General features: G+C 69.6%; 24 protein-coding genes. 12 read left to right on the top strand and 12 right to left on the bottom strand.

From position 1 onward, the window contains the following. Positions 1-5: 5 nt before the first annotated feature. Together ACFXHE_RS11185 and ACFXHE_RS11180 are read right to left on the bottom strand one after the other, a co-directional pair. Entirely contained in the window at positions 6-776 is a 771-nt protein-coding gene (locus ACFXHE_RS11185; protein ID WP_379382059.1) for an SWIM zinc finger family protein, read from the bottom strand. Next, positions 773-3598: a DEAD/DEAH box helicase gene (locus tag ACFXHE_RS11180; protein ID WP_379382057.1), complete on the bottom strand. Its 2826-nt coding sequence runs from the start codon at positions 3596-3598 to the stop codon at positions 773-775. Before ACFXHE_RS11180 ends, ACFXHE_RS11185 begins: the two co-directional genes overlap by 4 nt. Positions 3599-3827: 229 nt before the next feature. Here ACFXHE_RS11180 and ACFXHE_RS11175 point away from each other — a divergent pair, with 229 nt between their 5' ends. Next, entirely contained in the window at positions 3828-4190 is a 363-nt protein-coding gene (locus tag ACFXHE_RS11175; protein WP_379382056.1) for a hypothetical protein, read from the top strand. Between the two features lie 70 nt (positions 4191-4260). Next, positions 4261-4968: an HNH endonuclease family protein gene (locus tag ACFXHE_RS11170; protein WP_379382054.1), complete on the top strand. Its 708-nt coding sequence runs from the start codon at positions 4261-4263 to the stop codon at positions 4966-4968. Here ACFXHE_RS11170 and ACFXHE_RS11165 read toward each other — a convergent pair. Further along, on the bottom strand, positions 4909-5574 hold the full coding sequence (locus ACFXHE_RS11165) for a TetR/AcrR family transcriptional regulator (protein WP_379382052.1): 666 nt from the start codon (positions 5572-5574) through the stop codon (positions 4909-4911). The genes ACFXHE_RS11170 and ACFXHE_RS11165 overlap by 60 nt on opposite strands. 6 nt (positions 5575-5580) lie before the next feature. Here ACFXHE_RS11165 and ACFXHE_RS11160 point away from each other — a divergent pair, with 6 nt between their 5' ends. Beyond that, positions 5581-6294, top strand: coding sequence for a methyltransferase domain-containing protein (locus ACFXHE_RS11160; RefSeq protein ID WP_379382050.1), 714 nt, complete (start codon positions 5581-5583; stop codon positions 6292-6294). On the opposite strand, the gene ACFXHE_RS11155 is transcribed toward ACFXHE_RS11160, so the two are convergent. The 3 genes from ACFXHE_RS11155 to ACFXHE_RS11145 all read right to left on the bottom strand — a co-directional run bounded on the left by ACFXHE_RS11155 (position 6295) and on the right by ACFXHE_RS11145 (position 9033). Then, entirely contained in the window at positions 6295-7152 is an 858-nt protein-coding gene (locus ACFXHE_RS11155) for a sulfurtransferase (RefSeq protein ID WP_379382048.1), read from the bottom strand. A 67-nt stretch (positions 7153-7219) separates the two neighbouring features. Next, entirely contained in the window at positions 7220-8425 is a 1206-nt protein-coding gene (locus tag ACFXHE_RS11150) for a benzoate/H(+) symporter BenE family transporter (RefSeq protein ID WP_379382046.1), read from the bottom strand. A 77-nt stretch (positions 8426-8502) separates the two neighbouring features. Beyond that, a complete protein-coding gene (locus ACFXHE_RS11145) occupies positions 8503-9033 on the bottom strand; it encodes an Lrp/AsnC family transcriptional regulator (RefSeq protein ID WP_379382044.1) in 531 nt (176 codons plus the stop codon). A gap of 179 nt (positions 9034-9212) precedes the next feature. On the opposite strand from ACFXHE_RS11145, the gene pdhA reads away from it, so the two are divergent. The 3 genes from pdhA to ACFXHE_RS11130 are packed head-to-tail and all read left to right on the top strand — an operon-like array spanning position 9213 to position 12745. After that, complete coding sequence (gene pdhA, locus ACFXHE_RS11140) at positions 9213-10292, top strand: pyruvate dehydrogenase (acetyl-transferring) E1 component subunit alpha (RefSeq protein WP_379382042.1); 1080 nt, start codon at positions 9213-9215, stop codon at positions 10290-10292. Further along, the gene (locus ACFXHE_RS11135; RefSeq protein ID WP_379382040.1) at positions 10289-11272 is read left to right on the top strand and encodes an alpha-ketoacid dehydrogenase subunit beta; all 984 of its coding nucleotides are present in this window, start codon (positions 10289-10291) and stop codon (positions 11270-11272) included. The genes pdhA and ACFXHE_RS11135 overlap by 4 nt, the downstream gene beginning before the upstream one ends. Positions 11273-11296: 24 nt before the next feature. After that, complete coding sequence (locus ACFXHE_RS11130; RefSeq protein ID WP_379382038.1) at positions 11297-12745, top strand: dihydrolipoamide acetyltransferase family protein; 1449 nt, start codon at positions 11297-11299, stop codon at positions 12743-12745. Here the strand turns inward: ACFXHE_RS11130 and ACFXHE_RS11125 are convergent. Together ACFXHE_RS11125 and ACFXHE_RS11120 are read right to left on the bottom strand one after the other, a co-directional pair. Continuing rightward, on the bottom strand, positions 12742-13185 hold the full coding sequence (locus ACFXHE_RS11125; protein WP_379382036.1) for an acyl-CoA thioesterase: 444 nt from the start codon (positions 13183-13185) through the stop codon (positions 12742-12744). The two genes, ACFXHE_RS11130 and ACFXHE_RS11125, sit on opposite strands and share 4 nt — an antisense overlap. A 220-nt stretch (positions 13186-13405) precedes the next feature. Further along, positions 13406-14362, bottom strand: coding sequence for a cupin domain-containing protein (locus tag ACFXHE_RS11120; protein ID WP_379382034.1), 957 nt, complete (start codon positions 14360-14362; stop codon positions 13406-13408). 74 nt (positions 14363-14436) lie between these two features. On the opposite strand from ACFXHE_RS11120, the gene ACFXHE_RS11115 reads away from it, so the two are divergent. Together ACFXHE_RS11115 and ACFXHE_RS11110 are read left to right on the top strand one after the other, a co-directional pair. After that, entirely contained in the window at positions 14437-15294 is an 858-nt protein-coding gene (locus ACFXHE_RS11115) for an NmrA family transcriptional regulator (protein ID WP_379382032.1), read from the top strand. A 142-nt stretch (positions 15295-15436) separates the two neighbouring features. After that, entirely contained in the window at positions 15437-16819 is a 1383-nt protein-coding gene (locus tag ACFXHE_RS11110; RefSeq protein ID WP_379382030.1) for an MFS transporter, read from the top strand. 8 nt (positions 16820-16827) lie between these two features. Here the strand turns inward: ACFXHE_RS11110 and ACFXHE_RS11105 are convergent, their stop codons facing one another. After that, entirely contained in the window at positions 16828-17364 is a 537-nt protein-coding gene (locus tag ACFXHE_RS11105) for a MarR family winged helix-turn-helix transcriptional regulator (RefSeq protein WP_379382028.1), read from the bottom strand. Between the two features lie 59 nt (positions 17365-17423). Between ACFXHE_RS11105 and ACFXHE_RS11100 the strand changes: the two genes are divergently transcribed. Further along, positions 17424-18866, top strand: coding sequence for an MFS transporter (locus ACFXHE_RS11100; protein WP_379382026.1), 1443 nt, complete (start codon positions 17424-17426; stop codon positions 18864-18866). A gap of 67 nt (positions 18867-18933) precedes the next feature. Here the strand turns inward: ACFXHE_RS11100 and ACFXHE_RS11095 are convergent, their stop codons facing one another. The 3 genes from ACFXHE_RS11095 to ACFXHE_RS11085 are packed head-to-tail and all read right to left on the bottom strand — an operon-like array spanning position 18934 to position 20840. Further along, a complete protein-coding gene (locus tag ACFXHE_RS11095; protein ID WP_379382024.1) occupies positions 18934-19572 on the bottom strand; it encodes a Type 1 glutamine amidotransferase-like domain-containing protein in 639 nt (212 codons plus the stop codon). Between the two features lie 3 nt (positions 19573-19575). After that, the gene (locus ACFXHE_RS11090) at positions 19576-20394 is read right to left on the bottom strand and encodes a maleylpyruvate isomerase family mycothiol-dependent enzyme (protein WP_379382022.1); all 819 of its coding nucleotides are present in this window, start codon (positions 20392-20394) and stop codon (positions 19576-19578) included. Next, complete coding sequence (locus ACFXHE_RS11085; protein ID WP_379382020.1) at positions 20391-20840, bottom strand: HIT family protein; 450 nt, start codon at positions 20838-20840, stop codon at positions 20391-20393. The genes ACFXHE_RS11090 and ACFXHE_RS11085 overlap by 4 nt, the downstream gene beginning before the upstream one ends. A gap of 323 nt (positions 20841-21163) precedes the next feature. On the opposite strand from ACFXHE_RS11085, the gene ACFXHE_RS11080 reads away from it, so the two are divergent. The 3 genes from ACFXHE_RS11080 to ACFXHE_RS11070 are packed head-to-tail and all read left to right on the top strand — an operon-like array spanning position 21164 to position 24042. Beyond that, positions 21164-22282, top strand: coding sequence for a Re/Si-specific NAD(P)(+) transhydrogenase subunit alpha (locus tag ACFXHE_RS11080; RefSeq protein ID WP_379382018.1), 1119 nt, complete (start codon positions 21164-21166; stop codon positions 22280-22282). Further along, entirely contained in the window at positions 22282-22623 is a 342-nt protein-coding gene (locus ACFXHE_RS11075) for an NAD(P) transhydrogenase subunit alpha (protein ID WP_040855936.1), read from the top strand. The genes ACFXHE_RS11080 and ACFXHE_RS11075 overlap by 1 nt, the downstream gene beginning before the upstream one ends. 3 nt (positions 22624-22626) lie before the next feature. Then, positions 22627-24042: an NAD(P)(+) transhydrogenase (Re/Si-specific) subunit beta gene (locus ACFXHE_RS11070; protein WP_379382016.1), complete on the top strand. Its 1416-nt coding sequence runs from the start codon at positions 22627-22629 to the stop codon at positions 24040-24042. Positions 24043-24048 lie beyond the last annotated feature (6 nt).

Raw genomic sequence — 24048 nt, 5'->3', positions numbered from 1 at the left:
ATGCCTCAGGTGTCGAGGGCGCGGTAGAGGGCGCGGAGTTCACGTAGACCGGCGGCGACGGACTGCTCGTCCTCAGCCGTCATGCGCAGGGCCTGGCGGAGCAGGACAGCGTCGAGATCGTCCGGGGCCGGACGGAATTCGGGCTTCGGGAGGGCGGGGAGCGCCGTGTCGTCGCCGTAGAGATCGGTGGATTCGGCGGGCGGATCGGCGCGCTGGACACTGCCGATGAGGGCGTCGAGTTCGACGCCGCGCAGGGTGAGCAGTTCGCCCGGGCGCTCGTCGAGGCGTTCGGCGATGACGTAGCAGACGGCGGCGGCGTGCTTGCAGGGCCAGCCGGAATCGGGGCAGCTGCACGAGAAGTCGAGCTCCGACACCGTGGTGGGGAGCAGCAGCGGGCCGAGGGCCTGGGGCAGGGTGCCCGCGGCGATCTCGCCCAGCATGCCGGGGGTGGCGCGGACCAGGTCCACCAGCTCGTCGAGGCGGTCGTCGCGCAATTGCCGCAGGGTCAGCACCGAGATGAACGGGCGGGGTTGGCTGCCCTGCACTTCCGCGCTCACCAGGCCGGGCTCCAGGCGGTAGTTCACTACCTGACCGGTGCGGGCGTAGGAACGGCCGCGAGCCAGGCGACCGGCGTCCGCGACGTCCTCGACCGCCTCCAGAAACGAACGGCCCCACCAGGTCCGGGCGAACGCGGCGCCCCGACGGCTGCGCGGCTGCACCCCGCCGCGCACCGGGCGGCGTTTGCCGTACTCGCTGAAGTCGATGACATTGCTCATTCGCCGACCGCCTCCGATCCCAGGGCGAACAGTTCGCGCAATTCGTCGTCGCCGAGTTCGGTGATCCAGTTCTCGCCGGTGCCCACGGTGAGGTCGGCGAGCTGACTCTTGCCCTTCAGCATGTCGTCGACGCGCTCCTCGATGGTGTCGACGCAGACCAGCTTGCGCACCTGGACATCACGGCGCTGGCCGATGCGGAAGGCGCGGTCGGTGGCCTGGTTCTCCACCGCCGGATTCCACCAGCGGTCCAGGTGCACAACGTGATTGGCGGCGGTCAGGTTGAGGCCGGTGCCGCCCGCCTTGAGCGACAGCAGCATGAGCGGCGGGCCGTCCTCCTCCTGGAAGCGGGTGACCATGTCGTCGCGGCGCTGCTTGCTCACCCCGCCGTGCAGGAACGGCACCTCCGCCCCGAAACGCTCGGACAGAAAGGGCGCCAGCAGGTTTCCGAACTCCGCGAACTGGGTGAACAGCAGTGCCCGCTCCCCGTCGGCGATCGCCGACTCCAGAATGTCCTCCACCAGCGCCAGCTTCCCGGACCGATGATGCCCCCGGCGCAGCAGCGCCGACCCGTCGCTGAGGAAATGCGCGGGATGGTTGCACACCTGTTTGAGCCGGGTCAGTGCGGCCAGCACCGCGCCCTTGCGCTCCATGCCCTCGGCCGCCTTCAGCTTGGCCGACATATCGTCCAGCACCGCCTGATACAGCGCCGCCTGCTCCACGGTCAGGTTGGCCCGCACCGTCATCTCGATCTTCTCCGGCAGATCCGAGATCACCGCCGGATCGGTCTTGACCCGGCGCAGCACGAACGGCGAGGTGATGGCGCGCAGACGGGTGACGGCGTTCTCGTCGTGCTCGCGCTCGATCGGCACCGCGAAGCGGGCATGGAACTCGGAGGCCTTGCCCAGCAGCTTGGGATTGGCGAAATCCAGGATCGAGCGCAGCTCCTCGAGCCGGTTCTCCACCGGGGTTCCGGTGAGCGCCAGGCGGTGTCGGGCCGGAACCAGCCGTGCCGCCCGCGCCTGCCGGGTCCCGGCGTTCTTGATGTGCTGTGCCTCGTCCAGCACGACCCGCTGCCAGTCCTGGCGCTTCAGGTCCTCGACATCCCGGGCCAGCAGCGCGTAGGTGGTGACCACCAGATCCGAATCCGCCACCGCCGCAGCCAATTCCGCGCCCGAGCGCCGCCCGGCACCGTGGTGCACCAGCACCCGGAGATCGGGGGCGAAGCGTTCGGCCTCCCGCTGCCAGTTGCCCACCACCGACATCGGGCACACCAGCAGGGTAGGCCCGATGGTCTCCGATTCGCTTGCGGCAGCGGCTGTTTCACGCTCGTGCACCAGCAGTGCCAGTACCTGTACGGTCTTGCCGAGACCCATGTCGTCGGCGAGGATCGCCCCGCATCCGAGCCGGCTCATGGCCGCCAGCCAGGTCAGGCCGCGCTGCTGATACGGCCGCAGCTGGGCCTTCAGCCCGACCGGATCCGGGACGGGCTCGACCGACCGCTCACCGTCGAAAAGCTCCGCGGCCCAGCCGGTCGCGGTGACCTCCTCCAGCGGCACCCCGATCACCGGATGCGCGGACAGCTCGGCGAACAGGCCGCCGACGGTGGTCTCGGTCTCGTCGGTGCGGCCCGACACGTAGTCGGCGGCGGCGGCCAGCATGCGGTGATCGGCCTGCACCCACTCCCCGCGCAGCCGCACCAGATCCGATTTCGCGTCCACCAGCCGCGACATCTCGGCGGGCGTCAGAACGGTATCGCCCAGCGCCAGCTCCCAGCGGAAGGACACCAAACCCTTGAGCCCGACGGCGGTTTCGGTGGCGGCCGGGCTCTGCACCCGCAGTTTCATGGCGGGCGCGGCCACCCGCCAGGCCCGCGGCAGCATGAGCCGCACCCCGGCCGACCGCAGCGCGTTCGCCCCGTGCGCGACCAGATCCATCACCACCTCGGTGGGCAGGAACAGATCCATGCTGCGGGCATCGCCGGGTAGATCGCGCAGGCGCGGATAGGCCTGCTTGGCGGCTGCCAGCTTCTCCCCCGCAATCCGCATGAGCTGCGGATCCCCCGGCAGCAGCACCGGTTGCGGCGCCTCCCCTTCCTCGCGCAGGCAGACCTCGAGCCGCCACAGTTCGCCCGGTTCCTCGCCGTCCGGTTCCAGCAGCCGCAGCACCAGCTCCGGCTCGTCGGCGGTGAGACTGGTCCGCCAGTCGTCCAGCACCGAGGCCACCCGATGCGATCCGGTCTCCAGCGGCGTCGCCGCGACCAGCGCGGTCAGCAGCGGATGCGACCCCGATTCCCGATCCGGCCGCTCCGGAATGTGCAGGCGCACGAGTGGATCGGCCAACTCGCCGACGAGGTTCTCCAGCACCTCGGCAGGCCGCCCGGCCACCTGCAACGCACCCGGCATGGCCACCGCGAGCTCCGCCAGCCAGGCCCGCTGCCGCTGTCCGCCCACCAGCCGCCACCGCGCCCACCACTCCCCGTCGTCCCGCCGCACCTCCGGCACCACCCGCCCCGCCCGCACCCACCGCTGCATCCCGCGCGCCACATGCCCGAGAAACCGCAGATCTCCCGCCACCGCCCCCGCCGGTAGTTCCTGCGACAGGACCCGGGCAGCCGTCTCCGGTGCCAGCGCATGCGCCCGCACCTGCGTCTGCTCCGTCCCGTACTCCCCCCGCACCAGCACCTGCGCCCGATGCCGCCACTTCGCCGCGCGCACGATCGACCCGAGCGGCTCCGGCAAACCCTCCGCATCCCCGGCCGTGTCCTCGCCCGGGTCGTGCCACAGCACCAACCCGGACCCCGGCGACCACAGCCCGTGCAACATCCGCCCATCCAATCAGTCACCCCCGACAAGCCGGCCGGCCCCTCTTTATTTCTGATCGGATACGGAACATACTGGATAAATCCGCAGGTCACCGCAGGCGTCGGTGTCCGCTGTGTCCGTTGCACGAGATTGTCGTGCCCGGACGGCAGCCGCGCGGGGCGCACCCGACAATCCACCGCGACTCAATCCGGAGCCGTGGCACTTTCGAGACCGTAGGGAGGCCGTGACGATGACGATTCTGCTCCAAGTGCTCGAGCAGAGCTTCACCCCCACGACACAGTGGGAACGGCGGAAATTCACCTTCGTGGACACGAGCAAGATCGTGGGGATGCGCCTGGACGGGCAGTCCGGGGTGTGGCTGGATCTGTCCCGGCCCGGCGAGTCGCAGCGCCTCGCCCGCACCGCCGACCCGCGCGACTCCATCACCTTCCTGCTCACCGTTTTCGCCAAGATCGCCGAATGCGAGGAGCAGGGCGGCTCGTGGGTCATCGGCCACGACGGCGCGCGTGTGGATTCCATTGCGGCAACCCGCTTTCCGCCGCAGCTCTCCGAAACCGCCGCGGACGACATCCTCGCGCACGCCTGGCTCTAGTAAGCCCAACGGGAGTGCGAAGTCCGCGTGACGGCACGCACCGATCGGCTGGTGCGGTACACGTATTGCCGTGTGGCTCACGGGCGGAACCTTCCTGCTCCGGCTGCTCGGCGCGGTGGTCGTCCTGCTCGTGGTCCTTGGGTGCGAGTCCCTCGGGCAGGTGACCCCGGCGCCGGGTAGCCCCACCCGCGTCCAGCTCGAACGGCTGCTCGCGGGTGTCGGCACCGTAACCGCCCGGCCGCGGCCGGGCGGTTACGAACGCGGTTGCGGCAGCGGGCAGGGATGCGTGTTCGGACCGGCGTGGACCGATGATCACGACGGGCCGGGCGGTCACGACGGGTGCGACAGCCGCAATACCGTGCTGGCCAGGCAGCTCACCCGGGTGACCTTCCGGCCCGGGAACGATTGCGTGGTGGTGGCCGGGTCGCTCGACGATCCCTATACCGGGCAGCGCATCGCCTTCGATCGGGCCGCGGCCAAGGCCGTGCAGATCGATCACGTGTATCCGCTGGCGGCCGCCTGGGATCTGGGCGCGGCCGGATGGCCGCTGCCGCGGCGCGTGCGCTTCGCCAACGACGTCGACTACAACCTGCTCGCGGTGGACGGAAAGACCAACGAGGACAAGGGCGATCGCACGCCCGGCGACTGGCTGCCGCCCGCCCGCGCGAACCGCTGCTTCTACGCGGGCAAGTACCTGATGGCCGCGAACCGGTACGGGCTACCGGTCACCGCCGCCGACCGGGACGCCCTGGCGCGCGTCGCCCGCGGCTGCCCATAGCGTGGCGAAGTGGCGGTAGGCATGATCGGCGGTGAGCTCCTGGCGCGGATCCATGACCGATTCGAGCAATCCGTATAGACCCCAGGACAGAAATGTGATGGTCGCGCCCGCCGCGACCGGGTCCGGCCCGAGCCGCGGGCCCAGGTGCTCGGTCAGCAGTTCGGCGTACATCTGCCGGATCGACCGCAGCACAATGGTGTTCGCCCGCTGCCGGACCAGTGGCCGGTACACGTCCGGATGCGCCGCGACCAGCTTGAACAGGATCTCGACGGGGGCCAGCGGCGGCGGCTCTCCCGGATAGCAGGCCAGCTGCGCCGAAATCTCGCCCCGCACATGCTCGATACAGCTGACCAGCAGCAGATCGTCCTTGTCGCGGTAGTGCGCGTAGAAGGTGGAGCGGCCGACGTCGGCGCGATCGATGATGTCCTGCACCGTGATCCGGGCATAGGGCCGGTCCTGCATGAGCTCGATGAGCGCCCGGTGCAGTGCCGTGCGGGTGCGGCGGACGCGGCGGTCGGCCTCCGGGCCCGTTCCCGGACGGATTCCGCCCGACTGTCCGGAATCGTACAGATCCCCAGAAACTGCACCTGGCCTGGGATTTTCCATTCTTCGATGATTGATCACATGACCCAGCACGAGCAAGTGTCCGATATCGAATCCCGGCCCGTCGGGGCCCTCATCACCTGGCCGCGCCGCTATCAGCTGCTCACCGACGTCTACTTCCTGGGCCGCGCGGGCAGCCTGGCGCGGTACTTCGCCACGACCAGCGGCATCCGCCCGGGCGATCACGCTCTCGATCTCGGTTGCGGCCCTGGGCGGCTGGCCAATGAGCTGGCCCGGCAGGCCGGACCGGACGGCCGGGCGATCGGCGTGGACCCGTCTCCGCAGATGATCGCCTACGCGACCGCCCACGCCGCCCCCAATTGCAGCTTCGACCTCGGCGCGGCCCAGTCGCTGCCCTACCCGGACGCCTCGTTCGATGTGGCGACCTCGACCTTCGCCATGCACCACATCGCCGAATCCGAGCGAAAGACCGCCCTGGCGGGCGTCTTCCGCGTCCTGCGCCAGGGCGGCCGCCTGCTGCTCGCCGACACCCATCCGACCTCGGGCCTGCGCGGGCTCGCCGTTCGCGCCATGGCCCAGCTGGCAGCGCACCGCGCCGGCGGTCAGGGGCACTCCCACGACGGCGACGGGGCCGGGGATCCGCTGTCGGCGGTCGACATCCGCCGCTACCGCGACGTGCTCACCGATATCGGTTTCACGGCAGTCGAATTCCGCACCGGCCCGTTCGCGACCGGCATTCTCACCGCCGTCAAACCCGGCTGATCAGGCCGGTTCGGCGCCGGTGGCGGCCGGCCGCTTGGGGTCGTTGGACCACTGCGACCAGGAGCCGGGATAGAGCGCGGCGTCGATACCGGCGACGGCCAGCGCCGCGACCTGGTGGGCGGCCGTGACGCCGGAACCGCAGTACACCGCGACCGGCCCGGAACCGAATCCCTCGAAACGGGAACGCAATTCGGGGAGCGACTTGAATTGCCCAGCGGCCGTGAGGTTCTCGGCGGTCGGCGCGCTCACCGCACCCGGAATGTGCCCGGCGCGCGGGTCCACGGGTTCCACCTCGCCGCGGTAGCGTTCGCCCGCGCGGGCATCCAGCAGCAGGCCCGGCCAGCCGGCCGCGCCATCGGCGTCGATGGTCGGCATATTGTCCGGGGACAGGACCACGGTGCCCGGCTGCGGGGCGGTTTCGTCACCGGTGACGATCTTGCCCCCGGCCTGCTCCCACGCCGGCAGTCCGCCGTCGAGAATGCGCACATCGGCCACGCCGCCCCAGCGCAGCAGCCACCAGGCCCGCGCGGCGGCCATGCCGCCGGTGGCGTCGTAGACGACCACCACGTCCCCGTCGGAGACGCCCCAGCTGCGCGCGCACTTCTGCAGGTGCGCCAGGTCCGGCATGGGGTGGCGGCCCTTGGCGGCGGAGGGCGGATCGGCGAGTTCGGTTTCCAGGTCGACGAATATCGCGCCCGGAATATGACCGCCCAGATAATGCTGCGGTCCGTCCGGATCTCCGAGCGCCCACCGGACGTCCAGCAATCGCACCCGGCCGCCGCTCTGGTCCAGCAGGTCCGCAAGCTCCGCAACCGAAATCAGCACCGAACTCAAGCCAACTCCTCTTCGCCGATTCATCGCCCGTTGAAGCCGAACCACCCCACCCTAGCCACCGCCGGCCGCACCCCGCAGCCTGCCCGGCCCGCTATTTGGACGGGGGCAGGAACCAGCGCGCCAGCAGGCCCGCGACCAGCGCCCAGAAGGCCGCGCCGATGCCGAGCAACGAGATTCCGGACGCGGCCACCAGGAAGGTGAGCGCGGCCGCGGAACGGTGGGCGGCGGGCGTCAACGCGGCGGTCAGCGCACCCGCCAGGGTGGCGATGAGGGCAAGGCCCGCAACGGTTTCCAGTACGCCCTTCGGCGCCGCGGCCACCAGCATCACCAGCGCACCCGAGGCCAGTGCGAGCACCAGGTACATGCAGCCCGCGGTGAACGCGGCGGTCCACCGCCGCCTCGGATCCGGATGCGCGGACGGCGCGGCGGAGAGCGCGGCACTGATGGCCGCCAGGTTGACGGCGTGCCCGCCCGCGGGCGCACCGAGCACGGTGCCCAGGCCCGTGACCGTCATGGCCGCCCGCCACGGCACCTGATAGCCGAAGGTCTTCATGACCGCCGTACCCGGAATGTTCTGCGCGGCCATGGTCACGATGTAGAGCGGCACCGCGACCCCGATCACCGCCTGCCAACTCCAGTGCGGCACAGTCCATTCCACCCGCGGCACCATCGCCGACAGGTCCATGCGGCGATGGGTGACGGCGATGTCGACGCCCGCGCCGACGGCCGCGACCGCGAAGGCGGCCAGCACCGACCAGCGCGGCGCGAAGCGTTGCAGCACAAGCCAGGTCGCGATGACCGGCACCACCACGGCCGGGCTCACCGGCAGCGCCTTCACCGGCGCCAGGCACATGGGCAGCAGCACCCCGGCCAGCATGGCCTGCGCGATCTCCACCGGAATCGCCGCGATGAGCGCGCCCAGCCGCTGCCAGAAACCGGTCAGCACGATGAGTCCGCCCGCCACCGCGAACGCGCCCACCGCGGCCGCCCAGCCGCCGGACACCGCGCCCGTACTGGCCAGCAATGCCGCGCCCGGGGTGGACCAGGCCAGTGTGATCGGCATCCGGTACCGCCGGCTCAGCACGATCATGCCGACGGCCTGGGTCACGCAGACCGCCAGCAGCCCGGACGCCGCCTGCGCCGAGGTCGCCCCCATGGCGGTCAGGCCCGCCAGCACCACCGCGAACGAGCTGGTGAATCCGACGAGCGCGGTGACGATTCCGGCCCCGATCGGCTGCCCGATCCCCGCCGTGCGCGGACTCTCGACCTCCGGAGTGCTGGTGACGCTGGTGCTCATCGGGTCATCGTCGCGGTCCAGTCACCCCGAGGTCAGCGGCCAATCCCCCGAAACTGGACTGAAATTCACCGAAACAGTCAGAACCGGTCGGCATCCTGCGGGTGGCCCCCGGACCCGTTCTGCAGTTCCAGCCGCTCCAGCAGCGGCGTGACACGCGGCCCGACCAGCGAGCGCATCACCAGCGCCATATTGGTGCGCTCCACCCCCGGGATCTTCAGAATGCTGCCGGTCAGGCGGTACAGATCATCGGCGTCGGCGGCGACCACCCGGACCGTCAGATCGGTCGGCCCGGTCATGCCGCAGACCTCGGTGACCTCCGGAATCTCGGCCAGCTCGGCAACCACCGAGTCGAGCCGATGCTGATCCACCACCACCGCCACGAAGGCTGCCAGTGGATAACCCAGCACCCGGGGATCGACCCGGCGCTCGAAGCTGGCCAGCACCCCGCTCGCCTCCCAGCGAGCCAGCCTGGCCTGCACGGTATTGCGCGAGAGACCCAGGCGAGCGGCCAATTCGACACCGGTCGCGCGCGGGTTGGCCACCAGCTCCAGCAACAGCCGGGCATCGGTGGCGTCCAGCGGGGCAGAAAGGGGCTCCCTGCTGCTCATGGGGATCAGTATGACACCCTCGACCGGCGGTCGACCGAGCATTCTGCACAGCTGGGCGCGCCATGCTTGCACACATCGCTCAACGGAGGATGCTGTGTGGTACAGGACACACATCGGTTGCCCACGGGACACAATCCCCGGGCGACAACGGTGTAACCCGGTGTCAGGAGGCGATATCCATGCCCGAGAAGAACACCTACCCGGTGCAGCTCGTACAGCCCGACGGTCATCGCGTACTGGATCGCGTACACGCCCCGCTCGTCGCCGATATCGACGGCACCCGACTCCGAGCCATGTACACCGACATGGTGGTGGCCCGGCGCATCGACACCGAGGCCACCGCCCTGCAACGGCAGGGCCAGCTCGGACTGTGGCCGCCACTGCTGGGCCAGGAGGGCGCGCAGATCGGTTCGGCCCACGCCCTCGCCCCCGACGACTACGTGTTCTGCAGCTATCGGGAGGCGGGCGTCGCCTACTGCCGCGGTGTGCCGCCCGAGGACCTCACCCGGCTGTGGCGCGGCGCCGCCCACTCCTGCTGGGACGCCGACGCCGTCAAGATGACCAATCCCTCGATCGTGGTGGGGGCGCACGGTTTACACGCCACCGGCTACGCCTACGCCGCACACCTCGAAGGCGCCGAGATCGCCACCATCGCCTACTTCGGCGACGGTGCGACCAGTCAGGGCGATATCGCCGAGGCACTCGGATTCGCGGCCGGCTGGAGTGTCCCGGTGGTGTTCTTCTGCCAGAACAATCACTGGGCGATCAGCGCGCCGGTCCGGATACAGAGCGCCACCCCGATCGCGCGGCGCGCCCTCGGCTACGGCATTCCCGGCGTGCAGGTGGACGGCAACGACGCCCTCGCGGTGCTGGCCGTGACCCGGCAGGCGCTGCTGCGCGCACGGGCCGGCGGCGGGCCGAGCTTCATCGAGGCCATCACCTACCGGATGGGCCCGCACACCACCGCCGACGACCCGACCCGCTACCGCACCGCCGCCGAACTCGAGATCTGGCAGCAGCGCGATCCCATCGACCGCCTGCGGCGCTTGCTCGAACGAGAAGAGCTGTGGGACACCGCCTTCGAGACCTCGGTCGCCGAACGCGCCGACGAGGTGGCGACCCGGCTGCGCACCGCCACCCTCACCATGCCCGATCCGGAACCCACGGAGCTGTTCGACCACGTGTACGCCACACCGCATCGGCTGATCGAGGAGGAACGCCGCGAGTACGCCGCCTATCTGGAGGGAGCGGGGCGATGAAGACCACCTTCGCGGGAGCCATCAACCACGGACTGCGCCGCGCGCTGGAGGACGACCCGAAGGTCCTGCTGATGGGTGAGGACATCGGGCGGCTGGGCGGGGTCTTCCGGGTCACCGACACGCTGCAGAAGGATTTCGGCAACAACCGCGTCATCGATACGCCGCTCGCCGAATCCGGAATCGTGGGAACGGCTTTCGGAATGGCATTGCGCGGATTTCGGCCGGTCTGTGAAATCCAGTTCGACGGATTCGTGTATCCGGCCTTCGACCAGATCGTCTCGCAGGTCGCGAAAATCCACTCCCGCACGCGCGGAAAGGTGATCGCGCCCATCACCATTCGCATTCCGTTCGGCGGCGGCATCGGCTCGGTCGAACATCACTCGGAATCACCGGAGGCGTATTTCGCGCACACCGCGGGATTGCGGGTGGTCTCGCCGAGCAATCCCGCCGACGCGTATCTGATGATCCGCCAGGCCATTGCCCTCGACGATCCGGTGATCTTCTTCGAACCCAAGCGCCGGTACTGGGACAAGGCCGAGGTGGATTTCGGCCGGCTGGACCAGGATGGCGGATCGGCACTGGACCAGGCCCAGGTCTGCGCCAGCGGGGAGGACGCCACCATCGTGGCCTACGGCGGTACCGTCGCCACCGCGCTCACCGCGGCCGATATCGCGGCGTCGGAGGGACATTCGATCGAGGTGATCGATCTGCGCAGCCTGTCCCCGATCGATTTCGACACCATCGAAACCTCGGTGCGGAAAACCGGGCGGCTCATCGTGGTCCACGAGGCGCCCGTATTCGCCGGGCTGGGAGCCGAAATCGCGGCACGCATCACGGAACGCTGCTTCTACCATCTGGAATCACCGGTATTGCGCGTCGGTGGCTTCGACATCCCCTATCCCCCGGCTAAACTCGAGCGGCACCACCTGCCCGACCCCGATCGCATTCTCGCCGCGGTCGATCGCTCGCTCGCCGCCTAACGGTCAAGCCACGGAGGAAGCCCGGTGGAAGATCAGCAGCAGGTCATGGAATTCCGTTTGCCCGATCTCGGAGAGGGATTGGCCGACGCGGAATTGGTGTCGTGGTCCGTCGCGGTCGGCGACACCGTGGACCTGAACCAGATCATCGCCGAGGTCGAGACCGCCAAGGCGCAGGTGGCGCTACCGAGCCCGTACGCGGGCCGGGTGCTGGAACTACTGGCGGAACCGGGCGACACTGTGCCGGTCGGCGCGCTGCTCATCCGGATCGGCGTGGCGGTGCGGACCGTTGCTGCCGCGGCGCCGAGCGCCGGTCCGGAGACGAACGATGAGACCGGCGCGCAGCCGCCCGCAGAGCGGCGGTCGGTCCTGGTCGGCTACGGCCCCGACAGCGAGCCGGTGTCCCGCCGGGCCGCCCGGGCCGCCGCGAAAACGACTGACGCACCGACCGTTTCGCGCCCGCGCGCCATGGGCTCGGACGGCCCCGAGGGGCTCGGCAGCTCGGCCCCGGCCGGACGGCCCGCCGCCACCCCCGCCGCCCGGAAACTGGCCCGCGAGATCGGGATCGATCTGGGGGCGGTGATCGGGACCGGGCCGCAGGGCGCGGTCACCGTGGAGGACCTGTACGGGATGCGGCCCGAAGCCCTTGGGACGGGCCACATTCCGATCCACACCCCGCCGCCGCCCGCCACCCTCACCGCCCTGCCGGCGCCGCATCCCGCCCCGGAGGTGCTGCCCATGCATCCGGCGGCCGGCGGACGCGCCGCCCCGGCCGAACGCGAAACCCGCACGCCCATCAGTGGAATCCGCAAGCGCACCGCCGCTGCCATGGTGGCCAGCGCCCAGCACATTCCCCAGGCCAGCACCTTCGTGACCGCGGATTTCACCGCATCCATGGAGCTGCTCGAGCATCTGCGGGCCACACCCAGCTTCACCTGCCTGACCCTGACTCCGCTGGCGCTGGTGGCGCGGGCGACGCTGGCGGCGCTGCTCGAGTTCCCCGAGATCAATGCGGCCTGGGATGAACCCAATCAGGAGATCGTCACCAAGCACTACGTGAATCTGGGCATCGCGGTCGCGACCGAACGCGGGCTGCTGGTGCCGAATCTCAAGGACGCGCAGGGGTTCACGCTGCGCGATCTGTGCCTGGAGATCGCCGGGGTGGCCGGCAAGGCGCGGAGCGGCACCGCGACGCCCGCCGACCTGACCGGCGGCACCTTCACCATCACCAATGTCGGCGTCTTCGGCGTGGATACCGGTGTGCCGCTGGTGAATCCGGGCGAGGCGGCCATCCTGTGCCTGGGTTCCATCCGCAAGCGCCCGTGGGTGTATCGCGACGAGCTGGCCGTGCGCTGGGTGACCAGCCTGGGGCTCAGCTTCGATCACCGCATGATCGACGGCGAACAGGGCTCGCGCTTCCTGGCGAGCATCGCGGCCCTGCTGGAGGATCCGCTGACCCTGCTCGGCCGGGTCTAGCCCTCTGCGGGCGCGGTGACCACCAGCGGCTCGGCCGCCGCGCGGATGACCGCCGGGATCGGCACCGGCTTGCGGGTCTGCTCGTCCACGTAGACGTGGGTGAAGGTGCCGGTGGCGGCCAGCTCCAGGCTGTCGCCGGCGTCGCGGAAGACGGCCAGCTCGTAGTTGATGCTGGAGTTGCCCAGCCGCGCGACCCGGATGCCCACCCGCAGCATGTCCGGGAAGCTGATCGAGCCGAGGAACGTGCAGGAGGTCTGCGCCACCACGCCGATGGCGTGCAGGTCGCGGATATCGGTGCCGGTGGCGCTGATCAGCCAGGCATTCACCGCGGTGTCGAAGTACGAGTAGTACGTCACGTTGTTCACGTGACCGTAGTGGTCGTTGTCGGCCCAGCGCGTCGGCACCGGCCAGAGCACCGGGTATCCCTGATGCTGAGTCATTTTTGCCCTCCGCTTCGCTCCGGGCGGGTTCGCGGCCCCGAGGTCTCGATTCTTCCCTCCCTCCACTCCTCCGAGGCGCAGGCCTATGGAGCCGTGCGCTCCGTCGATCCAAGGCGGAGGTCCATCAAGCCGCAGTCCAGAATCGAGACGGCCGCGAACCTTTGAGCGAGGGCATGCCGAAACGAACCTTAGCTGCTCCGCCCGCGACCGTTCGAGGCACTCAGGCGGAGCGTTCGTCAGGGGTGGCGCGGTGGTCCCGGGGGCTGATGCCGTAGTGGCGTTTGAAGGCGGTGGACAGGGCGAAGGCGCTGCCGTAGCCGACCCGGCGGGCAATGGATTCCAGGGTGGCGTCGGTTTCGTGCAGCAGGTCGGCGGCCAGGGCCAGCCGCCAGTCGGTGAGGAAGGCCATCGGCGGCTCGCCGACCAGCTCGGTGAACCGGCGGGCCAGGGCGGCCCGGGAGACGCCGACCTCGGCGGCCAGCGACGCCACCGTCCACGGGTGGGCCGGATTGTGCTGCATCAGGCGCAATGCGCGGCCGACCAGCGGATCGCCGTAGGCGTGATACCAGGCGGGCGCGTCGGAACGGGAGAACCAGGCGCGCAGGGCGGCGATGAGCAGTAGATCCAATAGTCGATCCAGCATGACGCTCTGGGCGGGCAGGTCCTTGGCGGCCTCGTCGACCAGCAGATCCAGCACCCGGGCATCGACTTCGCCGCGGCCGAGCACCGCGACCGGCGGCAGCGCCCGCAGCAGGCGGCGGCTGGCCGCCGACTCGTGCTCGTAGGTGCCGGTGACCAGCACGGTCTCGGCGTCGACGCTGGTGCCCCAGCTCCGCACCCCCAGACTCAGTGCCTCGCACAGCACTTCACCGTCCATGGTGGTGGTGATATTGCCGGGTTCGATGAGCACCTGCGGCGGCGTGGCCGGATCGTCGGCGACGACATAGTGGTCGGGGCCCCGGAAGATGGCGATGTCGCCGGTGCGCAGCTGTCGCGGCGGAGTCGGCTTGCCGCCCTTGGGCTCCGGTGTCACCCAGCCGCCGCCGCGCACCACCGCCACCACGGTCAGCGGGGCCTCGTCGCGGATGCGCAGGGACCAGGGCGGGTCGACCGACGAGCGCATCACGAATGCGGCTCGCGCGCGTGGTCCTTCGAGCAGGCTGGCCAACGCATCCATACCGAAGACGATGGCAAATGCCCGTGCGCTTCTCAACCATGTTCGTGCTCGCCGAATCCCGGTGTACTCGATACATGATCATCGAAAACACCTCGAACAGCGCAAACACCGTTCTCGTGCTCGGTGCGACCGGTAAGACCGGGCATCGGGTGGCCGCCCTGCTGGGCGCGCGCGGCGTGGCGGTGCGGGCCGGTTCACGCACGGCCGCAATCCCGTTCGACTGGACCGACCGCGGCACCTGGGCAGCGGCCCTGGCGGGAGTGGATGCCGTGTACCTGGCCTACCAGCCGGATCTGGCGGTTCCGGGCGCGCCCGCGGATATCAAGGCGTTCTGCGATCGGGCCGTCGCCGCCGGCGTGCGCACGCTGGTGCTGCTGTCCGGTCGCGGCGAGCCCGAGGCGCTGGAATGCGAAGCCATCGTGCAGGATTCGGGCCTGGAGTGGACCGTGGTGCGGTGCGCCTGGTTCGCACAGAACTTCAGCGAGGGCGCGTTCGCCGATTTCATCCTGGCCGGTGAGGTCGCGCTGCCCGCCGGGGACGTGCCGGAGCCGTTCGTGCACGCGGACGATATCGCCGAGGTGGCGGTGGCGGCGCTGCTCGACGACCGGCACGCCGGACAGGTGTACGAGCTGACCGGCCCGCGCGCGCTCACCTTCGCCGAGGCGGTGGCGGAGATCGGCGCGGCGACCGGGCGAGAGATCGCCTACGTTCCGCTCACCCGAACCGATTTCGTGGCCGCGCTGACCTCGTACGGGGTGCCCGGCGAGGAGATCAGCCTGCTGGACTACCTGTTCGGCACGGTGCTCGACGGGCGGAATTCGCACCTGTCCGACGGGGTGCGGCGGGCGCTGGGCCGGGAGCCGCGCGACTTCGCGGAGTATGTGCGCGAGGTGGCGAGCTCGGGCGCCTGGGCGGTCCCGGCGAGCGCATAACCTGTCGGTGCCCCCGCCTACACTCGAAATCAAACAGGTTGTACTCCAGATGATTCGGATCGCAGCCCCGAGCGCCGACGAAGCCGCGAGGGGTTGCGGAAACCAGGGAGATGCCGGGACAACACCCGGTAGCGTCGTACCGATGGCCGCTACGACGCCCGCCCCCCGGATCCGGAAGGCGCGCCTGGCGCTGTTCGCGGTGTTCGGCCTCAATGGGATGCTCTCGGCCGTCTGGATCGTGCACATCCCCGCCGTCACCGGGCGTACCGGCGTGTCACCCACCACCCTGGGCATGCTGATCCTGCTCATGGCGGCCTGCGCCATCCTGGGCATGCAGGCCGCCGGGCCCCTGGCGGACCGGCTCGGCAGCCGCACCCTCACCGCCACCGCTGCCACCCTGCTGTCCCTGGCCCTGCTCGGCCCCGCCCACGCCACCTCCCCGTTCACCCTCGGACTGGCCCTGGCCGCCTTCGGGGTCGCCAACGGCGCGATCGACGTCTCCATGAACGCCCAGGCCGTCCACATCGAGCGCGCCTACGCCCGCCCCATCATGTCGGCCTTCCACGCCTTCTTTTCCTGCGGCGGCTTCCTCGGCTCCGCCTTCGGCGCGGCGACCCAGCATGCCCACTGGCCGCTGCACACGACCTTCGCCCTGTCGAGTGCCTTCGGCCTCGCCACCGTGGCCATCGCGATTCCGCGCCTGCTCCCGCCCACCGTTCCCGCGACCCACTCGGCCCCGAACGTGTGGGCAGCCGAAGGCAACCGAGCCGACCCTGCGGCGGCCCAGCACTTCCCGAGCACTCCGGTCGACCCGCGCGCGGATGGCCTGCCCATTCGCGGCGCCGTCGATGACGCCGTGACGGAATCGACCCTGCCCCGCGGACTCACCGACGCTGCCGCCGTTGCCCCGGGTGGGCGGGACGGAGGGCATCCGAGGCCGGGGTCACCGGCGGGCACACGGATCGGGCGAAGAGTACTGGCGCTCGGGTTGATCGCGTTCGCGCTGCTGATGGCGGAGGGTGTGGCCGCGGATTGGAGTGCGCTGCAGGTGCAGGGGCGGCTCGGGGTGGAGGCGGGGACGGCGGCGCTGGCGTTCACCGGGTTCTCGCTGGCCATGACGCTCGGCCGATTCGGCACGGACCGGGTGAGCGGGCGGTTCGGGCGAGTGGCCATCGTGCGCTGGGGAACGCTGCTGGCGGCCGTCGGTTTCGGGCTGGTGGTGGCCTCCGGATGGCTGCCGCTCACGCTGCTGGGGTGGACGCTGTGCGGTATCGGGCTGTCCGGCGGCGTGCCGCAGGTGTTCACCGCCGCCGGGAACCTGGGCTCGCGCACCGCCGCCACCGATATGTCGCGAGTGTTCGGGCTCGGGTATGTGGGCTTGCTGGCCGGGCCCGCGATCATCGGCTGGCTCGACAAGGCCATGCCGCTGACCGCCGCGATGGCAGTCCCGCTGGTGGCAATGCTGTTGTGCGCCTGGGGCGCTCACGCCGTCGCCGCACCCGCGCGAGCGCCTGCGGGCCGATAGCCGCGGGGTCAGGCGGTGCGGCCGGGCCGGTCTCGCGCGGTCGCGCCGAGGTCGCCGATGACTTCGGCGTGGTCGAGGAAGTCGTCGACCATGCGGTGGTTGAGGACCGCGAGGGCCTGGAGGTCCTCGGTGGTCCAGTCGGTGAGGGCCTCGGCCATCCAGCCGCGCAGGACCTGGCGCACGGCTTCGACGGCGCGCCGGCCGGAGGCGGTGGGGCGGACCCGTTGCGCGCGACGGTCGTCCGGGTCGGGAACACGCTCGACGTAGCCCGCCTTCTCCAGACGCTGGATCTGGCGGCTCACGTGCGGGGCCTCCACATCTAGGCGGGTGGCGAGCTCGCCCAGGCGCATGGGTTCGCCGGCGTCGGCGAGCAGCCGCAGCAGCGGGACACTGGCCCGATCCATGGTGAGCCCGCACTGCACCATGGCTTGATCGTGGCGGCGGACCCGGGTCAGCAGATAGGCGACTCGGGCCAGCGCACGCTCCAGTTCCACTATGTGAGCTGCATCAACTTGTTTGGCGGGAGTGGCTTCCGGTCGCGGCATGTGGTTATCTTACGAAACCCATTTACTTAATTTTGGTAAGTAAACCAAAGGATCGCTGCATGACTACGACCGCTGTCGGTCAGGTCGAAGGGACCAAACCCGCAGACCACTCGAAGGCCCACCTCGGCCTGACACTGCTCGCGCTGTGCGCGGCCGGCCTGGTCGTGTCACTCCAGCAGACCGTCGTGATTCCGCTACTGCCGCGCTTCATCACGCAGCTGCACACCGACGTCGCCGGTGTCACCTGGCTGTTCACCGCCGCCCTGCTCTCCGGTGCGGTCGCCACCCCGTTGCTCTCCCGCTTCGGCGACATGTACGGCAAGAAGCCCATGGTCATGGTCGCGATGGGCGTGCTCATCGCGGGCTCGGTCGTCTGCGCCTTCGCCACCTCGCTGCCGGTCTACATCGTCGGCCGCGCCCTGCAGGGCATCTCCTCCGCCATGATCCCGCTCGCCATCGGCATCATCCGCGACACCTTCCCGCGCGAAAGACTGGTCAGCGCAATCGGAATCGTGTCCGGCACCATGGGCGTCGGCGGCACCATCGGCCTGCTGGCCACCGGCGTCATCGCCGACCACACCACCGACCCGCACCCGGTCTTCTGGCTGACCGCGGGCCTGGGCGTGATCGCCACCGTGCTGATCCAGGTGAGCGCCAGGAACAATGGCGTCCGCCACGGCGGCAAGCCCGACTTCGTCGGCGCCGCACTGCTGGCCGCCCTGCTGGTCTGCCTGCTGCTGGGCATCAGCGAGGGCCCGCGCTGGGGCTGGGGCTCCGGCTCGGTCATCACGCTGTTCGCCGCCGCCGCGGTGCTCGCCGCCATCTGGGTGTTCGTGGAGCTCAAGGTCGAACAGCCGCTGGTGCGCCTGCAACTGCTGGTCGGGCCGCAGTCGCTGTCGGCCAATGTTGCCTCCGCACTGCTCGGCTTCTCCATGTTCGGCGCGTTCTCGCTGGTGTCCAACTTCATTCAGACCCCGGCGGACAAGGTCGGCTACGGCCTGTCCGGCACCGTGCTCTCGGTCGGCCTCTACGGCATCCCGAGCGCGGCGCTGATGACCTTCTTCTCCTTCAATACCGGCCGCATCTCCGCCAAGATCGGTCCGGCCTACACCCTGGCCATCGGCGCGGTCTTCGCCGGTCTGTCCATGGGCTGGCTGGCCGTCTCGCACGATCACAAGTTCGACATGATCATGGCGAATGTGCTGCAGGGCACGGGTTTCGGCATCGGCTACGCGGCACTGGGCACCCTGGCCGTGCAGCACGTGCCGATGAGCGAGAGCGGTATCGCCTCGGGCATCAACTCGCTGGTGCGCACCGCCGGCGGTTCGATCGCCGGTGCGATCACGGGCTCCATCCTGACCGCCCACGTCCTGCACCTCGGCCCGCACGCCGCGGTCCCGACCGAGGGCGCGTACGTCGCCAGCTTCGCGACCCTGGCCATCGGCGCGTTCGGTGCGGCCGCAGTCGCTCTCGGCCACGGCATCCGGCACAAGGGGCACTGACCATCTGTCGGGCAGAAAAGCCCGCGCACGCCGACGGCGTGCGCGGGCTTTTTCCATGTGAGGACCGCTAGGTCAGGATCTCGGTCCGATCGCCGTCGACGACAACAACGTGGTCGTCGGTCAGCGCCCAGTGCGGGATTCCCGCGGAGGCATACTCGCGCACCAGTTTCCGGGACAACCCCTCGGGGTCGGTCGGCGAATCCAGGTGCGGGACGATGCGGTGATCGACCAGACCCAGTCCGTCCCAGCGTGGTTCGATGCCGCAGGCGGTGCGCACCTCGTCCGGGTCGTCGATGGCTTCGATGCCGTGCAGGTCGGGGGTCATGACGCAGGCGCCCGCGCTGTAGCCCGCGTAAACCAGCGCGTCCTCCGCGAGCAGCGTCGTCAGGGCGAGATCGGCTCCGCTGCGGGCGAATTGGGCGCGCAGCACGAAGGTGTTGCCACCGCGCACCCACACCATCGGGTACTCGCGCAGCCGCTGCTCGACCTCGGCCGGACGGCCGAGGTAGTCGCGCAGATCCAGCACATCGGGCCGGAAGCCCAGGCCGCGCAATGGCACCAGGTCGCTGGTGACCGCACCCTGCCAGGCCGAGGGCCAGGCATCACAGGCATTGGCGATGACCGCCACCGGTCCGGGATCGCCGACCAGTTCGAGCAGTCGCCGCTGGTGCGCGCCGAAACGGTAGCTGGACAGGAACAGTCGCACGGGTCAGATGGTGAAGGCCAGGCTGCGGACCAGGCGGGCGCCGAGGTCGGTGTCGCCGGTGAGCGTGATCTCCCCCGCGTGCGCGTCGGCGGTGGTGCGGCCGCCCCGCAGGCGGGCGAACAGATCGGAGTCCATGGTCACCACGAGACCCGCCGGGGCGTCGAGGGTTTCCACCAGGCTCGCCCGGCCGCCGTCGACGGCCACGTGCAGCGTCTGCGGCACCGGACCGGTGAGTTCGAAGGTGATACGCGAACCGTCCGGTGCGCCCGCGCCTTTGACCGCGGCCTTGCCCAGCACCGTCAGCAGTTCGGTGAAGGCCGTCGCGCCCCGGGTGCCGCCCTCGTCGACGGCCACACCGAGCGCGTCGGCGATATCGTGCTCGTGCATCCAGCAGTCGAACAGGCGGATCCGCATGAACCGGCCGTAGGGGGCCATGCCCACCGGGGTCGGCACGAGTTCGGCCCAGGCCTCGTCGGTGGTCTGCTCCAGCATCTTCAGCCGGCGGCCGGTGATGTCCAGGAACCGTTCCAGCAGCTGCGAACCGGCGAGCGGGCGCAGCGAGTCGATCCACTTCTCGTTGAGCGCGCCGATGTCGTTGCGAATGTGCTCGCCGGCCACCGCGAGATCGGGGGTCGGCTCGCCCAGCAGGATCGATTCGGTGCCGATCACGTGGGCGAGCACATCGAACACGGTCCAGCCGGGCAGCGGTGAGGCCGTGCGCCAGCGGTTCTCGTCCAGGCCGTCCACCAGCCGGGTAAGGGCGTCCCACTGGTCGGACAAGAGGGCCGTGATCTCGGCGCGGTCCGGCACCGTGTCGGTCATGCGGTGGTCTCCCTTTCTTCGTCGGCGAGCCGGTCCAGTCCGGAGCGCAGTGCCACGGCGGTGCGCTCGGTGTCGTGCGGGCGGCGCAGGACGAAACCCTTGGCGAAGCGCAGGATGTCGCCGTGGTGGCGCGGGATCACGTGCAGGTGCACGTGGTGAACGGTCTGGAAGGCGGCCTTGCCGTCATTGATCAGCAGGTTGGCGCCGTCGGCCGCGAGGCCGGCGCGGCGCATGGACTTGGCCAGGCGATGGCCGAAGGCGAAAAGCTGTGCGCCCAGGGCCGGGTCGAGTTCGTCGAGATCGGTGGCGTGGCGCTTGGGGATCACCAGGGTGTGCCCGCGGGTGATGGGCCGGATGTCCAGGAATGCCACCAGGGTGTCGTCTTCGAAGATCTTGGTCGCGGGTGCGTCGCCCGCGACGATCCGGCAGAACATGCAGCCACTCACCATGCAGACATTACGGCGTACAAGTGATGTGCGACACCCCCTACACGCCCCCGATGTGGGCACAACCAGCAACGCACCTACCGGTGAGTAGCACGCGGAATTCTTCGTACTTGTCGCCGATCGAACCCCGGTCGAGCATGGAGTTGTCCGGTTTTCTCGCCACACCATGTGACGGGCATCTCCGCTACGCTCACGCCGAACCAGGTACAGTTGCGAGAATTCTCACGAACTTACTACCGAGTAAGTTCGGCCCACCGTTGGACCGGTGAAGCGGCCCCGACATGAGGGTGACCTGGGCTCACCACGAGAAGGAAGTTTGACTAGTGGACACAACGCAGAGCGCACAGACCGCTGCGCCCCGCGGTGCGCGCGTCGGAGTGGTTCGCGAGACGAACCCGGACGAACGACGCGTCGCATTGGTGCCGAAGATCATCCCGGCCCTGCTGAAGCAGGGCGTCGAGGTGATCGTCGAGGCCGGTGCCGGTCTGGGCGCGTTGATTCCGGACGAGGCGTACATCGAAGCCGGTGCGACGCTGGGTGATCCGTACAGCGCCGACGTGGTCGTGAAGGTCGCCGCGCCGAACGACAGCGAGATCGCCAAGCTGTCGTCGGGGCAGACGCTGATCGGGTTCCTCGCACCTCGCAACGCCGACAACAAGATCGGTGCGCTGAAGAGCGCGGGTGTGCAGGCCTTTGCGGTGGAAGCCATTCCCCGTATCTCCCGCGCCCAGGTGATGGACGCGCTCTCGTCGCAGGCGAATGTCGCCGGCTACAAGGCCGTGCTGCTCGCCGCGTCGGAGTCCACCCGCTTCTTTCCCATGCTGACCACCGCCGCGGGCACCGTGAAGCCCGCCACCGTGCTGGTGCTCGGCGTGGGTGTCGCCGGTCTGCAGGCTTTGGCCACCGCCAAGCGCCTCGGCGGCCGGACCACCGGTTACGACGTCCGCCCCGAGGTCGCCGACCAGGTGCGCTCGGTCGGCGCGCAGTGGCTGGACCTGGGCATCGACGCCGCCGGTGAGGGCGGTTACGCCCGCGAGCTCACCGACGAGGAGAAGGCCCAGCAGCAGCAGGCGCTCGAGAACGCCATCAAGGGCTTCGACGTGGTCATCACCACGGCGCTGGTGCCCGGCCGCCCGGCCCCGCGCCTGGTGACCGCGGCCGCCGTGGAGGGAATGAAGCCCGGCAGCGTGATCGTGGACCTCGCCGGTGAGACCGGCGGTAACTGCGAGCTGACCGAACCCGGCAAAACCGTTGTGCGTCACGGCGTCACCATCGCCTCGCCGCTGAACCTGCCGGCCACCATGCCGGAGCACGCCAGCGAGCTGTACTCCAAGAACATCGCCGCCCTGCTCGAACTCATGCTGAAAGACGGTGCGCTGGCACCGGATTTCGAGGATCAGGTGCTGGCGGATTCCTGCGTCACGCGTGAGGTGGAAGCCTGATGTACACCCAACTGCTGGCGAATATCGCGATCCTGGTGCTGTCCGGGTTCGTGGGCTTCGCCGTGATCTCCAAGGTGCCCAACACCCTGCACACCCCACTCATGTCCGGCACCAACGCCATTCACGGCATCGTGGTGCTCGGCGCGCTGGTGGTGTTCGGCAAGGTGCAGCACCCGTCGGTGCTGATGCAGATCATCCTGTTCGTCGCCGTCGTGTTCGGAACCCTGAACGTCATCGGCGGTTTCGTCGTGACCGACCGCATGCTGGGCATGTTCAAGGCGAAGAAGCCTGCTGCGGGCGAAGCGAAGCGCAGCGATGAATCTGTGAAGGCGGGCCGCTGAGCCATGGACAATCTGGTCAATATCCTCTACATCGTCGCGTTCGCGCTGTTCATCTACGGTCTGATGGGCCTGACCGGTCCCAAGACCGCGGTGCGCGGCAACCAGATCGCCGCGACCGGCATGGTCATCGCGGTCGTCGCGACGCTCATCTCCATCCGGCACACCAATAACTGGATCATCATCGTCGCGGGCCTGGTGGTCGGTGTACTGCTGGGCGTTCCGCCCGCCCGCTTCACCAAGATGACCGCCATGCCGCAGCTGGTCGCCGCGTTCAACGGCGTCGGCGGTGGCACGGTGGCGCTCATCGCCTGGGCCGAATTCCTCGACACCAAGGGCTTTTCCGCGGTGCACGAGCAGCCCACGGTGCACATCGTGATCGCCTCGCTGTTCGCGGCCATCATCGGCTCGGTCTCGTTCTGGGGCTCGGTCATCGCCTTCGGCAAGCTGCAGGAGATCCTGCCCGGCAAGCCGATCGGCGTGGGCAAGCTGCAGCAGCCGCTGAACCTGCTGCTGCTGGCGGGCGCGATCGCCGCGGCCGTGGTGATCGGCATCGGCGCGACCGACACCGGCGTGCCGCAGTACTGGATGATCGCGGTGCTGGTGCTGGCCGGCATTCTCGGCCTGATGGTGGTGCTGCCCATCGGTGGCGCCGACATGCCGGTCGTCATCTCGCTGCTCAACGCGCTGACCGGTCTGTCCGCGGCCGCCGCGGGTCTGGCGCTGGACAACACCGCCATGATCGTGGCCGGCATGATCGTCGGCGCGTCCGGCACCATCCTGACCAACCTGATGGCCAAGGCCATGAACCGGTCGATCCCCGCCATCGTCGCCGGTGGATTCGGCGGCGGCGGAACGGCTCCGGGCGCGGGCGGCAGCGGCGAGCAGAAGCAGGCCAAGGCCACCTCCGCCGCGGACGCCGCGATCCAGATGGCCTACGCCAACCAGGTCATCGTGGTCCCGGGTTACGGCATGGCCGTGGCCCAGGCCCAGCACGCGGTCAAGGAGATGGCGGCCCTGCTCGAGGCCAAGGGCGTCGAGGTCAAGTACGCCATCCACCCGGTCGCCGGTCGTATGCCCGGCCACATGAACGTGCTGCTGGCCGAGGCCGAGGTCTCCTACGACGCCATGAAGGAAATGGACGACATCAACGGCGAGTTCGCCCGCACCGATGTCGCCCTGGTCATCGGCGCCAACGACGTCACCAACCCGGCCGCCCGCGAGGACGCCTCGTCTCCGATCTACGGCATGCCGGTGCTCAACGTCGACCAGGCCAAGAGCGTGATCGTGCTCAAGCGGTCGATGAACTCCGGCTTCGCCGGCATCGACAACCCGCTGTTCTACGCCGACCACACCTCCATGCTGTTCGGCGACGCCAAGAAGTCCGTCGGTGCGGTCACCGAGGAACTGAAGGCGCTGTAGCGGTTT

Origin of the sequence: Nocardia sp. NPDC059229 (genome assembly GCF_042754165.1) — a bacterium.
Lineage (GTDB): Bacteria > Actinomycetota > Actinomycetes > Mycobacteriales > Mycobacteriaceae > Nocardia.
Note: the sequence above shows the minus strand (reverse complement) of the source record. Positions and strands in the feature narration are given on the sequence as shown.